14 protein-coding genes are annotated in these 16,133 nt (G+C 53.2%); 9 read left to right on the top strand and 5 right to left on the bottom strand.

Features of this window, described 5'->3' with window-relative positions:
• Positions 1-11: 11 nt before the first annotated feature.
• Positions 12-935, bottom strand: coding sequence for a sulfonate ABC transporter substrate-binding protein (locus SBO83_RS14770; protein WP_396132081.1), 924 nt, complete (start codon positions 933-935; stop codon positions 12-14).
• Positions 936-1,008: 73 nt separating this feature from the next.
• Complete coding sequence (gene ssuE / locus SBO83_RS14775; RefSeq protein WP_353501570.1) at positions 1,009-1,590, bottom strand: NADPH-dependent FMN reductase; 582 nt, start codon at positions 1,588-1,590, stop codon at positions 1,009-1,011.
• 280 nt (positions 1,591-1,870) lie between these two features.
• Between ssuE and pyrD the strand changes: the two genes are divergently transcribed.
• On the top strand, positions 1,871-2,881 hold the full coding sequence (gene pyrD, locus SBO83_RS14780) for a quinone-dependent dihydroorotate dehydrogenase (RefSeq protein WP_396132082.1): 1,011 nt from the start codon (positions 1,871-1,873) through the stop codon (positions 2,879-2,881).
• A 200-nt stretch (positions 2,882-3,081) separates the two neighbouring features.
• A complete protein-coding gene (locus SBO83_RS14785; RefSeq protein WP_353501571.1) occupies positions 3,082-3,630 on the top strand; it encodes a cell division protein ZapC in 549 nt (182 codons plus the stop codon).
• A gap of 30 nt (positions 3,631-3,660) precedes the next feature.
• Here the strand turns inward: SBO83_RS14785 and SBO83_RS14790 are convergent, their stop codons facing one another.
• On the bottom strand, positions 3,661-4,764 hold the full coding sequence (locus tag SBO83_RS14790) for a YcbX family protein (protein WP_396132023.1): 1,104 nt from the start codon (positions 4,762-4,764) through the stop codon (positions 3,661-3,663).
• A gap of 115 nt (positions 4,765-4,879) precedes the next feature.
• Here SBO83_RS14790 and rlmKL point away from each other — a divergent pair, with 115 nt between their 5' ends.
• From rlmKL to rmf, 6 genes are all read left to right on the top strand, one after another.
• Positions 4,880-7,000: a bifunctional 23S rRNA (guanine(2069)-N(7))-methyltransferase RlmK/23S rRNA (guanine(2445)-N(2))-methyltransferase RlmL gene (gene rlmKL, locus SBO83_RS14795; RefSeq protein WP_396132024.1), complete on the top strand. Its 2,121-nt coding sequence runs from the start codon at positions 4,880-4,882 to the stop codon at positions 6,998-7,000.
• Positions 7,001-7,005: 5 nt separating this feature from the next.
• On the top strand, positions 7,006-8,910 hold the full coding sequence (locus SBO83_RS14800; protein WP_396132025.1) for an ABC transporter ATP-binding protein: 1,905 nt from the start codon (positions 7,006-7,008) through the stop codon (positions 8,908-8,910).
• An 80-nt stretch (positions 8,911-8,990) separates the two neighbouring features.
• Positions 8,991-10,256, top strand: a complete 1,266-nt coding sequence (gene pqiA / locus SBO83_RS14805) for a membrane integrity-associated transporter subunit PqiA (RefSeq protein WP_396132026.1) — start codon at positions 8,991-8,993, stop codon at positions 10,254-10,256.
• Positions 10,243-11,898 (top strand): intermembrane transport protein PqiB, encoded by a 1,656-nt coding sequence (gene pqiB / locus SBO83_RS14810; protein ID WP_396132027.1) that lies wholly within the window; start codon positions 10,243-10,245, stop codon positions 11,896-11,898. The genes pqiA and pqiB overlap by 14 nt, the downstream gene beginning before the upstream one ends.
• The gene (pqiC, locus tag SBO83_RS14815) at positions 11,898-12,470 is read left to right on the top strand and encodes a membrane integrity-associated transporter subunit PqiC (protein ID WP_396132028.1); all 573 of its coding nucleotides are present in this window, start codon (positions 11,898-11,900) and stop codon (positions 12,468-12,470) included. The genes pqiB and pqiC overlap by 1 nt, the downstream gene beginning before the upstream one ends.
• Before the next feature lie 276 nt (positions 12,471-12,746).
• The gene (rmf, locus tag SBO83_RS14820; protein WP_072009867.1) at positions 12,747-12,914 is read left to right on the top strand and encodes a ribosome modulation factor; all 168 of its coding nucleotides are present in this window, start codon (positions 12,747-12,749) and stop codon (positions 12,912-12,914) included.
• 155 nt (positions 12,915-13,069) lie between these two features.
• Here the strand turns inward: rmf and fabA are convergent, their stop codons facing one another.
• Positions 13,070-13,588: a bifunctional 3-hydroxydecanoyl-ACP dehydratase/trans-2-decenoyl-ACP isomerase gene (gene fabA, locus SBO83_RS14825; RefSeq protein ID WP_353501577.1), complete on the bottom strand. Its 519-nt coding sequence runs from the start codon at positions 13,586-13,588 to the stop codon at positions 13,070-13,072.
• Positions 13,589-13,656: 68 nt separating this feature from the next.
• On the bottom strand, positions 13,657-15,423 hold the full coding sequence (locus tag SBO83_RS14830) for a Lon protease family protein (protein WP_353501578.1): 1,767 nt from the start codon (positions 15,421-15,423) through the stop codon (positions 13,657-13,659).
• Positions 15,424-15,633: 210 nt separating this feature from the next.
• Between SBO83_RS14830 and matP the strand changes: the two genes are divergently transcribed.
• Positions 15,634-16,089 (top strand): macrodomain Ter protein MatP, encoded by a 456-nt coding sequence (gene matP / locus SBO83_RS14835; RefSeq protein ID WP_396132029.1) that lies wholly within the window; start codon positions 15,634-15,636, stop codon positions 16,087-16,089.
• Positions 16,090-16,133 lie beyond the last annotated feature (44 nt).

A 16,133-nucleotide genomic window follows, 5' to 3' on the forward strand; every position in this document is an offset into this window, starting at 1 on the left:
GTTCTGCTAACTCAGTGAGTGGCGGCGTCGCGCCAGATTCGGTCTTTGATCTCGACCTGCTTAGGTAAAATCTTGTTTTGATAGAACAGGTCAGCCGTGGCCTGCTGGGCTTTCTCGGTACGCGCATCCACCGGGGTGATGGGGGAATCAGGTAAGTGATCTAGATAGCTGGCAATCACGTTTTCTGGTAATCCCATGGCCTTGGAAAGCAGCTGAATGCTCTGCGCCCGGTCGGTTTTCACCAGCGCGTTGGCCTGCGTTAACACGGCTAACACTTGATGAATAAACTGCGGGTTGGCCTCGGTATATTGCTTCGGTGCCAGATAGAAGGAGCCGGTTTGGTTGAGCGTACTGCCGTCGATCAGCACGCGAACGTTGCCTTGCAGTTTGGCCGCGGAGTAGTACGGATCCCAAATCGCCCAGGCATCGACGTCGTGTTGCTGGAAGGCGGCGCGGGCATCGGCCGGCGTGAGATACACCGGTTTGATGTCAGTGAACTTCAGCCCCGCCTGTTGCAGCGCGCGCAGCAGCAGGTTGTGCGAGCTGGAACCTTTTTGGAAGGCGACTTTGCGTCCTTTCAGCTCGGCAACGCTTTTAATCGGGCTGTTGCTGTCGACCAGAATCACCTCAGCCTGCGGCTTCGGCGGCTCTTGCCCGACATACAGCAAATCGGCCCCGGCGGCTTGGGCAAACAGCGGCGGCAGGTCGCCGGTTCCACCCAGATCAATGCTGCCGACGTTCAGTGCTTCCAGGATTTGCGGACCTGCGGGGAATTCAATCCAGCTGATTTTGGTATGCGGAAAACGCTTCTCTAATAATTGATGCGATTTCGCCAGCACCAGCCCGACAGAGCCTTTTTGGTAGGCGATGCGGAAGGTCGCCGGATCTTTCTCTGGCGAGTTGGCGGCCTGCGCGCCGAAGGCCATGGCGGCCATCAGCCCGGCAATCAGCGGCAGGCGTTGCAATAAAGAATAGGGGGATGGCATCAGCAAACTCCTGTTAGTGCAGTCAGACGCCAATACTCGCCGCAGAGGTCTGAGTGGCAGAGTGCGGGATTGGGCGGCGGCGACTGAGGGCCAGATAGAAGTTTTCCAGCGACTCTTCGAGGCGTTCATTCAGCGCGGGTTGCAGCGTGGCCGGGAAGGTCTGGTAGTCAGTGATAAGGCTGTCGTCGGCGAACACGCCTTGCAGCACTTCCTGCGCTTTTAGCGAAGCCAAAACCGGTTTCAGGGCGTAATCCACCGCCAGCATGTGGCCGATCGAGCCTGCCGTAGCCAGAGGCAGCACCACTTTATGGTCTAACGCGCGCTCAGGCAGCAGGTCCAGCAGGGTTTTCAACGCGCCAGAGAAAGAGGCTTTATAGACCGGCGTGGCGACAATCAGGCCATCCGCGTCAGCGAGTTGTGCGATGAGCTTTTTCAACTGCGGGCTGCCGAAGTTGGCGAACAGCAGATCGTCTGCATTGAAGTCCTGCAAACTGTAGGAAATCACTTCAACGCCGCGAGAGGCCAACCAGCGGTGGCTCAGGGCCAGTAACGCCGATGAACGTGAAGGTTGTCTCGGGCTGCCTGCAAGGGATATAACGCGCATCACTACTCCTTATAACCAAAAATTATAGATTCATCATTTTCTTTAACTTAGTGGTTTAAAGCTAACAGGCGCGGGCGGGGGACTGGAAATCTAAATTTTGACTATATATAGCCAAAAACCGGTTTAAGAGATGCTGCAAAGGTGACGTGAAGGTAACGAAGAGGTAAATAAAAGGGTATCGATTGCGCGGATAGGGAATTTTAGTAGTGAATCGTTTCCCTTTGCTCGGATGTTAGTCGATAATACCGCCCCGTCTAGCCACGGGACCCCAGGAGTCTGCATGTATTACCCACTTGTCAGGAAAGCACTGTTTAAGCTCGACCCAGAGCACGCGCATGAATTAACTTTCCGCCAACTGAGCCGCCTTTCAGGTTCACCTTTTGAATTCCTTATTCGCCAATCCGTGCCAACCAAACCGGTTAGCTGCATGGGGCTTTCATTTAAAAACCCGTTAGGCCTTGCCGCCGGGCTGGATAAAAACGGCGAATGCATTGATGCCTTCGGCGCGATGGGCTTTGGTTTTGTCGAAGTGGGGACGGTGACGCCACGTGCGCAGGCAGGTAATGACAAGCCGCGCTTATTCCGCGTCGTTGAAGCCGAGGGGCTTATCAACCGCATGGGCTTTAATAATCTGGGCGTGGATAATCTGGTCAATAATGTAAAGCGTTCACACTTTGGTGGAATTCTCGGCATCAATATTGGCAAGAATAAAGACACGCCGGTGGAAAATGGTAAAGACGATTATCTGACCTGTATGGAGAAGGTGTATCCATATGCGGGCTATATCGCGGTCAATATTTCCTCGCCAAATACCCCCGGATTGCGTTCACTTCAGTATGGCGAAGCGTTGGATGATTTACTGGCAGCGATTAAAAATAAGCAGCTGGAACTTCAGCAGCGCCATCAAAAATATGTTCCCGTGGCGGTTAAGATCGCGCCGGATCTTTCAGAAGAAGAATTGATCCAAATAGCCGACAGTTTGCTTCGTCATAATATGGATGGGGTGATCGCCACAAATACCACCCTCGATCGTAAATTGATCCAGGGGCTTAATTATTGCGAGCAGGCGGGTGGATTAAGTGGCCGCCCGGTACAGTTCCGCAGCACCGAAATCATCCGTATGCTGGCGAATGAACTTAAAGGCCAGATGCCGATTATTGGCGTGGGGGGAATAGACTCCTTAACCTCGGCCCGTGAAAAAATGGTAGCGGGTGCTTCATTAATACAAATATATTCAGGGTTTATCTATCACGGACCGCGTTTGATTAAAGATATTGTTACCCATATCTAATATTTTTTCATATCTCAGGCAGCCGGGGGGTTTATTTATTAACCCGGCTCGTCTATATTTTGTCCACTGGCCTGATATAAGGTTAGCGGCAGCTCAAGATTTGTCTGATTTAGCCTCTCTACTAAAAAGCCTATGCTGTTTTGCCGCCTTTTAAATAGTGAGTGATCGGATTGTGGGTTCGGAGCAAACAGGATAACGAAATGAAAATCAAACCAGATGATAATTGGCGTTGGTATTTTGATGCTGAGCATGACCGGCTCATGCTGGATTTAGCTAATGGCATGATTTTCCGTTCGCGCTTTCCAGCAAAAATGTTAACGCCAGATGCATTTGGTGACGCCTCATTTTGTGTCGACGACGCTGCCTTATATTTCGATTATGAAGAGCATTGTAAGGCAATTAAATTAGCCAATGAGCAGCGCGCTGAATTAGTGCTTAACGCTTTAGTGGCATTCCGATTCCTCAAACCTTTAATGCCTAAAAGCTGGCATTTCACTCAGCAGTCCCGTCCTTTCCAGCCTGACAACGGCCAGATAGCGCAAGTGCAGGTGATGGAGAGCGGCGAGCAGGCGACGCTGCTGGTGGTGGAGTCTGGAGATAACGCCAGCCTGTGCCTGTTGGCGCAAGAGCGTTTAACCTTGGCAGGGCGCGGCATGGTGCTCGGCGACGCGATTAAGATTATGCATGACCGCCTGATGCCCGCCCCGGTGCGCGCTGATAACCGCCAGCTTTACGATCAGGCGGTGTGATTTCCGCCTGATTGTTTGTTATTGCCGACGTTAGCCCAAAACCACATCCGAACTCGGAATACAGCTGCACGCCAATACCGTCCCATCTTTGCCAATCGCACTGGCTTTCAACGGTGACACTTCGCCCGACTCCAGCGTCAATCTGCAAGCGCCACAAATCCCCGCACGGCATGAATAGGGAATGCGCAACCCCTGCATCTCTAATTGCTCGAGCAAAATCTGCTGGTTGTTGCCAGTAAACGTCGTGCCCTGATAGTTAATTTCCAACGTTTTACTTTCATTCTTAGGCGCAGCCACGCTTTCAATCACTTCACCTGCAGAATAGGGGCGCGGCGGCTTAGTCGCCAGCACCTGTATGCTGTCGCCCACGCGGATCATGCCGGTGTTACGGGCGATCATGTTTTGGCCGAAGTCGACGTCGCCGTTCTCTGCCGTGCGATAGCCCTGCAAGGTCTTCAGCGGCTCGCCGCGCGGATGCTTACGCCCGCGCTCGGTGCTCACCGTGGTTAAAACGCAGCGACTGCATGGCTTCACCAAGTCAAAGATCACTTCGCCTATGCGGATAGTCTGCCAGGTGTCTTCGGCATAGGCCTCAGCGCCGCTGACCACTAAGTTGGGGCGGAACTGCTCTAGCTTGACGCCGCTCGGACAGCGATTTTGCAGATCGCGCATCGAGGCTTCATTCATTAATAGATAAGGGAAGCCGTCGGCGAAGGAGAGGGGGACTTCGGCGTGTTTTTTCACCCGGCGGGTCAGTTCTTCGCCCACCCAGCGCAGCTGCACGTCGCGTTTTAAATAGCCGCTCAGCCACTGATTGACAGCTTCGGGGGCGATAACGGCGGTAAAATGGTTGCCCCACACCTCGGTGGGGTGGCCCTGGCCGCTGAAATCACGAAAAAGTACGCAGAGGGTATCGCCATCCGGGCTGGTGATCATCAGACCGTCGGGTAATAAAGAAGGGGTGAACTGAACCAGCTGAGGATATTGTCGGGCAGTAATAAAAGTGCCTTGTGGGTCAGTCAACATGAAAAGCCGGTCAAATGCCAGACCACTGGCCGTCACCTGCGCGTGCGACAGCTGTAACCCACGCATTGATTTAACAGGGTGTATAAAAAGGCGAGAAAGGGTAGCCACGGGAACGTGCCTCCTTTGATTTCGGTTATATTTTTTATGATGACCAGAGACTTTATGACAAGCTGGCTGGATTAGCTATAATGCGCAACTATTTTCTTTTTGGTGATATGTCGATATGAACTCTTTGTTTGCCAGCACGGCGCGTGGACTGGAAGAACTTTTAAAAAGCGAACTGGAAACGCTGGGTGCGCAAGCCTGCAAAGTTGTGCAGGGAGGGGTGCATTTTGAAGGTGACGATCGCCTGCTGTACCAAAGTTTGCTTTGGAGCCGTCTGGCTTCGCGTATTCTTTTGCCTCTGAATGAATTTAAAGTCCACAGTGACTTAGACCTTTATCTGGGTGTGATGGCAATCGACTGGCCGGAAATTTTCGGCGTCGATAAAACCTTCGCAGTGCATTTTAGCGGGCTGAACGATGAGATCCGTAACAGCCAATACGGCGCGTTGAAAGTGAAAGACGCCATCGTTGACAGCTTCACCCGCAAAATTGACCAGCGTCCAAACGTGGCGAAACAGCAACCAGACATCCGCGTTAACGTATTTTTGCAGCGCGACACTGCCAGCGTTGCTCTGGATTTGAGCGGCGAAGGCTTGCACCAGCGCGGCTACCGCGATCTGGCGGGACAGGCTCCGCTGAAAGAGAGTCTGGCAGCGGCCATCGTGATGCGTTCAGGCTGGCAAGTCGGTACGCCGATGGTTGATCCAATGTGTGGCTCTGGCACTTTGCTGATTGAAGCGGCGATGATCGCCGCCGATCGCGCGCCGGGCCTGCATCGCCAACACTGGGGCTTTACCGCCTGGAACAAGTTTGATGCCGAGATGTGGCGTGAACTGACCGCCGAGGCGCAGGTGCGTACGCGCCGCGCGGTGCAGGAAACCACTTCTCGCTTCTTCGGCTCTGATATTGACCGTCGTGTGATTGAAATGGCCCGTGCCAACGCCCGTCGCGCCGGGGTTTCTGAGCTGATTAGCTTTGATGCCAAAGAAGTCGGCAAGTTGACTAACCCACTGCCAGAAGGCCCGGTCGGCACGGTTATCAGCAACCCGCCGTACGGCGAGCGTCTGGAAAGCGAACCCGCGCTGATTGCCTTGCATAACCTGCTGGGCCGCATCATGAAAACGCAGTTTGGCGGCTGGCAGTTGTCGCTATTCAGCGCCTCGCCGGAGCTTCTGAGCTGCCTGCAACTGCGCGCCGATCGCCAATTTAAGGCGAAAAACGGCCCGTTGGAATGCGTGCAGAAAAACTACCAGCTGGCTGAGAACCCGGCCGGCGCTGCTGGCGCGCAAATTGCGGAAGACTTCGCCAACCGCCTGCGCAAAAACGTGAAAAAGCTGGAGAAGTGGGCCAAGCAGCAGGGCATCGAATGCTATCGCCTGTATGACGCCGACCTGCCAGATTACAACGTGGCGGTTGACCGCTACGGCAGCAAAATCGTGGTGCAGGAGTATGCGCCGCCGAAAACCGTGGATGCGCAAAAGGCCCGCCAGCGTCTGTTCGACGTGATTAACGCCACGCTCTCCGTGCTGGATATCTCTTCCAGTCAGCTGATCCTGAAGACGCGTGAGCGCCAGAAGGGCAAAAATCAGTATGAGAAACTGGCACAAAAAGGCGAATTCCTGCTGGTGGAAGAGTATAACGCCAAGCTGTGGGTGAACCTGACCGACTATCTGGACACCGGCCTGTTCCTTGATCACCGCATTGCGCGTAAAATGCTGGGTGAAATGAGCAACGGTAAAGACTTCCTCAATCTGTTTGCTTATACCGGCACGGCGAGCGTGCACGCGGGTCTGGGCGGGGCGCGCAGCACCACCACGGTAGATATGTCGCGTACTTATCTCGAATGGGCAGAGAAGAACCTGCGGGCGAACGGCTTAACCGGGCGCCAGCATCGCCTGATTCAGGCTGACTGCCTCTCTTATTTGGGCATGTGTGATGAGCAATTCGACGTGATCTTCATTGATCCGCCGACTTTCTCAAACTCCAAACGCATGGCCGACAGTTTCGACGTTCAACGCGATCATCTGGCATTAATGAAAGATTTGAAGCGTATTTTACGTCGCAACGGTACCATCATGTTCTCCAACAACAAGCGCGGTTTCCAGATGGATCTCGACGGGCTGAGCAAACTTGGCCTGAGCGCAAAAGAGATCACCAGCCAAACCCTGTCACAGGATTTCGCCCGTAATCGTCAAATTCATAACTGCTGGCTGCTGTCCCACGCCGGCGAGGAAAAATAAAGTTTATGTCGTTAATTAGTATGTCAGGTGCCTGGCTGTCATTCAGTGACTCGCCGCTGTTGGATAACACCGAATTACACATCGAGCCGAACGAGCGCGTGTGTCTGGTAGGCCGTAACGGTGCCGGTAAATCGACGCTGATGAAAATCATCAACCGCGAAGTGCCGCTGGACGATGGCCGCATTGTTTACGAGCAAGATTTGATCGTGGCGCGTCTGCAACAGGACCCGCCGCGTAACGTGGAAGGTACGGTTTTCGACTTCGTATCAGAAGGCGTTTCCGAGCAGGCTGAACATCTGAAAGCCTACCACGCGATTTCTCATCTGGTGGAGTCCGACCCGAGCGAGAAAAACATGAACAAACTGTCCCAGGTGATGGAAATTCTTGACCATCAGGGCCTGTGGCAGCTCGATAGCCGTATCAACGAAGTGCTGTTGCAACTGGGTTTAGACGCCGATACCGAGCTAAAATCGCTCTCCGGCGGCTGGCTGCGTAAAGCCGCTTTGGGCCGTGCGCTGGTGAGTTCTCCGCAGGTCTTACTGCTGGACGAACCGACCAACCACTTGGACATTGAAAGTATTAGCTGGCTGGAAGATTTCCTGAAGGAGTTTCAGGGCAGCATTATCTTCATCTCCCACGACCGTTCATTTATCCGCAATATGGCTACCCGTATTGTCGATTTGGACCGTGGCAAGCTGGTTTCTTACCCGGGCAATTACGAAGCTTACCTGCTGGCGAAAGAAGAAGCGCTGCGCGTGGAAGAGCTGCAAAATGCCGAGTTCGACAAAAAACTGGCGCAGGAAGAAGTGTGGATCCGCCAAGGCATCAAGGCGCGCCGCACCCGTAACGAAGGCCGCGTTCGTGCACTGAAAGCCTTGCGTCGCGAGCGCTCCGAGCGCCGCGAAGTGATGGGCACGGCGAAAATGCAGGTGGAAGAGGCAACCCGCTCCGGCAAAATCGTCTTCGAAATGGAAGATGTCAGCTACGCCATCTCCGGCAAACAGCTGGTCAGCCATTTCTCCGCGCAGGTGCAGCGTGGCGACAAAATCGCGCTGGTTGGCCCGAACGGCTGTGGTAAAACCACCTTGCTGAAACTGATGCTGAGCCAGCTTCAGGCGGACAGCGGCCGCGTCCACTGCGGCACCAAGCTGGAAGTGGCTTACTTCGACCAGCACCGTGCTGAGTTAGATCCAGAACGTACCGTAATGGACAACCTGGCTGAAGGTAAGCAAGAGGTGATGGTCAATGGCCGTTCTCGTCACGTGTTGGGTTACTTGCAGGACTTCCTGTTCCACCCGAAACGCGCGATGACGCCGGTCAAAGCCCTGTCCGGCGGTGAGCGTAACCGCCTGCTGCTGGCGAAATTGTTCCTTCGCCCAAGCAACCTGTTGATTCTCGATGAACCGACCAACGACCTGGATGTGGAAACCCTCGAGCTGCTGGAAGAGATGATCGACAACTATCAGGGCACCGTGATGCTGGTAAGCCACGACCGTGAATTTGTTGATAACTCAGCTACCGAATGCTGGATTTATGAAGGCGATGGCGTGATCAACAGCTATGTTGGTGGCTACCATGACGCACAGCATCAGCGCCGCAACCAGAAGCCTATTCGTCAGGTTGCAGCTACTGAAACGAAAGCTGCGGCACAGCCTAAGACAGAACCTGCTAAACGCACGGCGAATAAGCTCAGCTATAATCAGCAGCGCGAACTCGAACTTTTGCCGCAACAAATCAGCGACTTTGAAGTTCGCATTGCGGGTTTACAAGAGCAGATGAGTGATGCCAACTTCTTTACTCGTCCGCATGACGAAACGCAGCAGGTGCTGAACGCACTGGCTGCAGCAGAACAGGAATTAGAGCAGGCTTTTGAACGTTGGGAAGCGCTGGAAGCGCAGAAAAACGGTTAAGTTTGCCCTCAGCTGTGCAGACGAGCAGGGAGCGCGTCGTCTGCACAGTTCTTGCCCTTAGCGCACTTGAGGAGTTAACTGTGTGTTCTCATGTTCATGACCCGCACATTTTGTGTCCACAATGCGACCTGTTGGTGGAACTCCCGGTTATCGCCATCGGGCAAAAGGCTAAGTGTCCGCGTTGCCACACCACGCTGACCTCACGCTGGAAAGAACCTCGTAAACGTCCTATTGGTTTCGCTATCAGCGCGCTGTTTATGCTGGTGCTCGCCAACCTTTTCCCCTTTGTTAATATGAATGTCGCCGGACTGAGCAGCGAAGTGACGCTGGTGCAGATCCCTCGGGTATTAGTGTCTGATAACTATGCCAGTATGGCGACACTCTTTATGATCGTCGTCCAGCTCCTGCCGGCGATTTGCATGCTCTCTATAATTGTCCTCTGCCTCAAGACGCGGCTCTCTACCCAGTGGAAAGTCAGCATTGCGCGCACGCTTTTCCGCCTTAAAACCTGGTGTATGGTGGAAATTTTCCTCGCGGGGGTTTTGGTCAGTTTCGTCAAGCTGATGGCCTATGGCGATGTTGGCGTTGGCACCAGCTTCCTGCCCTATGTGCTGTTCTGTCTGCTGCAACTGCGCGCCTTCCAATGTACCGACCGCTACTGGCTGTGGCAGCAGGTGGAACCCGCGCCGCGCCTGACACAGCCGTTGAAAATTGGCGAAAGTGGTCTGAGTCAGGGGTTGCGTTCTTGCCACTGCTGTATGGCGATTTTGCCCGTCGACCAGTCGGTGTGTAGCCGCTGCGAAACCAAAGGCCACGCGCGCCGCAAAAACAGCCTACAGTGGACCATGGCGCTGTTGGTAACCTCGCTGCTGCTCTATATTCCGGCCAATTTATTGCCGATCATGATCACTCAGGCGCTTGGCACCAAAATTACCTCGACCATCATGGCGGGCGTGGTGTTGCTGTGGAGTGAAGGCTCTTATCCGGTGGCGATGGTGATTTTCATCGCCAGTATTATGGTGCCGTCGTTGAAAATGCTGGCGATCGGCTGGTTGTGCTGGGATGCCAACAGTAATAAACAAATCGACAGGGAAAGGTTGCACGTGATTTATGAAGTGGTGGAGTTTGTTGGGCGCTGGTCAATGATTGACGTGTTCGTCATAGCCGTGCTCTCTGCACTGGTCAGAATGGGGCAGCTAATGAGTATTTATCCGGACATCGGCGCACTGCTATTTGCTGGGGTCGTTATTCTTACTATGTTCGCCGCGATGACTTTCGACCCAAGATTAATTTGGGATCGGGCCGGAGTTCAGTCTTTGAAGGAGCAACAAGATGGCGGAAAATAATATCAATGAGAATCACAACGGCACTGCGAAGGTCGAAAAGATCAAACGCTGGTCACCAGTCTGGATCATTCCGATCGTCACGGCATTAATTGGTGCCTGGATCCTGTTTTACCACTACAGCCATCAGGGGCCAGAAGTGACGCTGATCACCAGCTCCGCTGAAGGCATTGAAGGGGGTAAAACGACCATTAAAAGCCGCAACGTTGATGTCGGCAAAGTCGAAAGCGTCACCCTGAGTGAAAACTTGCAGCAGGTTATCATCAAGGCGCGCTTGAACTCCGGTATGGAAAAGATGCTGCGCGACGACTCTATTTTCTGGGTGGTGAAACCTCAGGTGGGCCGTGAGGGTATCTCGGGGCTGGGTACTTTGCTCTCTGGTGCTTACATCCAGCTCCAGCCGGGCAATAAAGGTGAGGAGAAGGCGCAATATGCCCTAAATGACTCGCCGCCGCTGGCCTCGCCAGACGCTCAAGGTATCCGCGTTATTCTGGAAAGCGAGCGCTCGGGCCAGCTCAGTCCGGGCGACCCGGTGCTGTTCCGCGGCTTCCAAGTGGGTACCGTGGAAACCAGCCACTTTGATCCGAAAGCCCGCAATATCAAATATCAGCTATTTATCCGTGCGCCTTATGATGGGCTGGTGACGGATAACGTGCGCTTCTGGAAAGACAGCGGCGTTAACTTCGACATGTCGGCACAGGGTATGCGCGTTGAGATGGGTTCACTCACCACCCTGTTCAGCGGCGGCGTGAGCTTTGACGTGCCGAACGGCTGGGAGCAAGGCTCGGCGGCCAAAAATGGCGATAACTATCAGCTCTTTGACGACCAGCGCAGTATTCAAGAGTCGCTGTATACCAAGCATATCGATTACGTGATGTTCTTCTCCGATTCTATTCGCGGCCTGCAACCGGGGGCGCCAGTTGAGTTCCGTGGCATCCGTCTGGGTACCGTGGCGCAGGTGCCTTATCCAATGAACGTGCTGAAACAGCAGATGGATAATGATTACCGTATTCCGGTGCTGATTCGCATCGAGCCAGACCGTTTTGCCCAGCTGATTGGCAATGATTTCAATATCACTGACCATATCCGTGACGGCATTGCCAGAGGTCTGCGAGGCTCGATGAAGTCTGCTAACTTGCTGACCGGCTCGATGTATGTCGATCTCGACTTCTATCCCAATGAGAAGCCGTGGAAAGGGCCATACCAGATTGACGGGCAGAAACTGTTGCCGACCGTCAGCGCCGGTTTCGCGCAAATTCAGCAGAAGCTGATGACCACGCTCGACAAGATCAACAACTTGCCGATCGAACCTATGTTGCGCGAGGCGACCACCACGCTGGCGGAAAGCCAGAAGACGATGAAAGCCACGCAGAAAACCCTCGATTCGCTTAATGCCATTGTGGGCAGCAAAGAGATGAAAAATCTGCCGCAGGATATGCAGCAGACGCTCATCCAGCTTAATCGCAGCCTGAAGGGTTTCCAGCCTGGTTCTCCGGCTTACAGCAATCTGGTGGGAGATATGCAGAGTCTGGATAAAACCTTGCGTGAATTGCAGCCGGTGCTGAAGACCTTAAATGGTAAGAGTAATGCACTGATTTTCGCCGCCCCTGGGCAAGATGATCCTCAGCCGAAGAAGGCCAAATAATGATGAAATGGATACCTGTCGTCTTAGCATTGTTGCTGACTGCCTGTAGCAGTAGCGATCAGAAAACTTATTACCAACTGCCTATTCTGGGCAGCACGCCGGTAGCCACCAGCAGCGGCAGTATGATCCCACAAGGGCAGCCACGGCAAGTTTGGGTGGAGCATGTCAGCGTGGCGGATTATCTGGCGGGCAACGGTCTAGTATTCCAGACCAATGACGTGCAGTACGTTCTGACGCAAAATAACCTGTGGGCCAGCCCGCTCGACCAGCAGCTTCAACAGTCGCTGGTGACTTATCTCGGGCGTGATCTGCCGGGCCGCGTGGTGTCCGCGCAGCCAGCTAACAACGCCGAGCAGGATGTGTTGAACGTTAATGTGACCGGCTTCCACGGTCGCTATGACGGCTCTGCGCTGATTAGCGGCAGCTGGGTGTTAACCCGCGATGGGCAGACCATTCAGCGCAGCTTCAACCTGATCCTTAAGCAAAATGAAGATGGTTACGACGCGCTGGTGCGAACGCTGGCCGCAGGTTGGCAGCAAGAAGCAAGCCAGATTGCTAGCCAGCTAAGATGAACATTTTTTAAGCTTAATTTAATTTAAGATAAAGACGCAAAATCCCGAATTCTGAGTTTTCAGACTTCGGGATTTTTTATTGGCGATCAGCCAGATGGGGATTTTCAGGCGCGATTAGCTTGCGCGCAATCCGATAAGATAGCGCATGAATATGACAGTTGTGTGCAATTTGTGCATTGACCTGACCAAAAATTGCGGCTATTTGTTAAGTGTGGACGCGCAAGCGGGCCATTGTTTTCTTTCCACCTGAACCTGAATAAATGAGGGAAACAAGGCATGAAGAGACAAAAACGCGATCGCCTGGAACGGGCACAATCACGTGGATACCAAGCAGGTATTGTCGGACGCTCAAAAGAGGTTTGTCCGCATCAAGCAGTTGATGCCCGCGCACATTGGCTCGGGGGTTGGCGACAAGCCATGGAGGACAGGGCAGTAACCGCTTAAGCGGCACCCTGTCAGAAAAAGGAACAACCTCCGCCGCGGGCGGAGGTTTTTGTTTCGATTTCCCTCAGATGCAAAAAAGCGAATATGCAGAACATATTCGCTTTTTTTAGCTTTCAACCTGTGGGATAGAACTTGGCGGGCAAGCTCTGACAGATTTAGAAGGCGCTGGCGTCTTTGAACAGACCCACTTTCAGGTCACTCGCTGTATAGATCACTTCGCCATCTACCAGCACTTCGCCGTCTGCTACGCCCATGATCAGTTTACGGTTGATCACTCGTTTGAAGTTCAGGCGGTAGGTTACCACTTTCGCAGTCGGTAAAACCTGACCGGTGAATTTCACTTCGCCAACACCCAGTGCGCGGCCTTTGCCTTCGCCACCGAGCCAGCCAAGATAGAAACCAACCAGCTGCCACATGGCGTCAAGACCAAGACAACCGGGCATTACCGGGTCGCCGATGAAGTGACAACCGAAGAACCACAAATCAGGATTGATATCTAATTCTGCTTCAACGTAACCCTTGCCATGGCTGCCGCCATCTTCTTGCATCTTCACGATGCGGTCCATCATCAGCATGTTGCCTGATGGCAATGGTGGGCCACCGGCACCGAAGAGTTCACTACGGCCAGAGGCTTCTAGATCTTCTTTAGTATAGGAATCGCGTTTATCTACCATGTTCTATGTAAGCCTTATTTTATTGAAGGACGGAGTTTAGCTAACAGGTGTAAGCCGAACAACTCCGATCAGCTGTGGCTGAACCAACTCAACCAGCGAAGTGGCCAGGGGTAACTGCGGCGTTCCTGAGGTAATGCCTGCGCGATACGTTCCTGAATCAAGCCCAGTAAACTTGGGCGAGCTTCTTCAGCTTGCTCTTCGTGAGAGTAAATTAATCCGGTCAGGATAGGCAGTGCTTCACCTGCGTTATCGACTGCCCATAAATGGAATTGGCCTTCACGCACGGCGTCAATCACCTGTGGGTGTAAACACAGGTTACGCACGTTGCTGGTCGGGATAATCACTCCTTGATTGCCCGTGAGGCCGCGGCGTTGGCAAACTTCAAAGAATCCTTCGATCTTCTCATTCACGCCACCAATTGGCTGCACGTTGCCGAACTGGTCGACAGAGCCGGTAACCGCGATTTGCTGGTTAATCGGCTGCATCGATAAGGCGCTGACTAACGCACAAAGCTCGGCCAGAGACGCGCTGTCTCCATCGACTTCGCCATAGGACTGTTCGAAAACAATTGAGGCGGAGAAGGGCAAAGGCTGATCCAGTTCCAGTTCGGAAATCAGGAACGCCTGCATAATCATCATGCCCTTAGCATGCAGATTACCACCCAGCTCGGCTTTACGCTCAACGTCGGTGAATTCACCGTCGCCCGTGTGTACGACACAGCTAATGCGCGAAGGTTCACCAAAGGCGCGCGGATGTCCCGGATATTCCAGCACGGACAGGCCGTTAATCTGGCCAATCACTTCGCCTTCGGTTTCAATACGAATTTGACCCAATTCAATCTCATCCTGCATGCGTTCCTGCAAGTAGCTTTCACGCCATGCGCGCCCGTTAATTGCGGCTTCGAACGAGGTCAGGGTCAGTAACTCATCCTGATTATACAGTGCCGCCTCGGTGAGTTGCGCGCTGAGCCACGCAGGGCAAAGCGTCAGGCTACCTTGGTCGGTGCTATAGCGAATCGCCAGACGCAGCATCGCAGGCCAAGCGTCAGCAGCCAGACGTGGAATGTCCAGCTCGTCCGCCAGCGTGTTGACATAGCCACACCAGGTCGCCATATCGTCGGCATCGGTTAACGGCAGGTCAGATTCGAACTCGCCATAAACCGCAGACTCAAGCAGCTCCGGCTCCATTTCATTGAATTCGCCCAATGAAATGCGATCCCCAACCAGCACCAAGCGAATGTCGATGGGCATTGACGGAATAGCGACGGGCAGCGGGCGGCTCTCATCAGGTGAGATCCAGTGATAAACACCCTGAGTGATCATCTGCTTCAGGCGGAGCCACATCAGTGGCTGAGCCAGCAGGGCGCGGATGGATAGCACCAGCACGCCGCCGTTAACTTGATGAATCAGGCCCGGCTCAAGCTGAATCTGGTCTTTATAGATGCGCACACAGCCGAAAAGCTGCTCTGGCTCAATCCACTCTTGGTAGTGGCTGGCGAGTTTGGCGGCAAAATTATCTTCAACCGTGCTGGCATCCGCCACCGAGATTTTTCCACCTTCAATAAGATAGCGACAGCCAAATACAGGCCGTTCTTCAGGGAGGATCTGGGTGATAGCGTCATTAATGCGAGAGAGATATTCACGGCTCTCCAGTGCTTTGATGGTCATAAAGCGGGGGCGGGAGAGCGGGTGACAGAACAGCGTTAAACCATTTTCCAGTCGTGGCTGAATAGCAGCGAAATCCACTGGGGCCAACTCAGCAGCCGTTGCGAAAATAGCCTCATAGGGCGTGGTATCGGGCAGTAAGAGCTGCCAATCAAGTCGGTTATTGGTCAATGTGTTAGCTGTGTTCTGTAAAATGGGAAAGGGCGATTATACAAGAATAAACAGTGATGAACACAGGGAGTGTCGTGGTTAAGACGCAGGTCACGGCAGCTAAGGTTTGTTCGTGTAAAAATTGAACAGTTTTGCATGTGCTTTTTGCAGTGAAAATTCGAATAAAGCTGTTATGCTTATCAAAGTTACGGGGTCACAGAAGAGCTCACGATGAAATATCAGCAACTGGAAAATCTTGAGAGCGGTTGGAAGTGGAAGTATCTGGTAAAAAAACACCGTGAAGGTGAACGAATTACCCGCCATTTAGAAAATAGCGCCGCCGAAGATGCTGTTGATAAACTTCTCAAATTAGAAAACGAGCCGGTCAAAGTTCTGGATTGGATCGCTAATAATATGAATCCTGCTTTGGAAAATCGCCTAAAGCAAACTATCCGTGCCCGCAGAAAAAGACATTTTAATTCTGAGCATCAGCACACCCGCAAGAAATCCATCGATCTGGAGTTTCTGGTCTGGCAACGTCTTGCTGGCTTGGCGCAGCGCCGTGGTTCAACCCTTTCGGATACCATCATCCAACTGTTAGAAGACGCGGAACGCAAAGAGAAGTATGCGAGCCAGATGTCATCCCTCAAAGAAGATTTGCAGCAGATTCTGGGTAATAAAGAGTAGGGGGGAAGGCGTTAGGCTTTATGAGTAGGCCTGCGCAGTCATCA

This window comes from Ewingella allii (assembly GCF_044430645.1).
Lineage (GTDB): Bacteria > Pseudomonadota > Gammaproteobacteria > Enterobacterales > Enterobacteriaceae > Ewingella > Ewingella allii.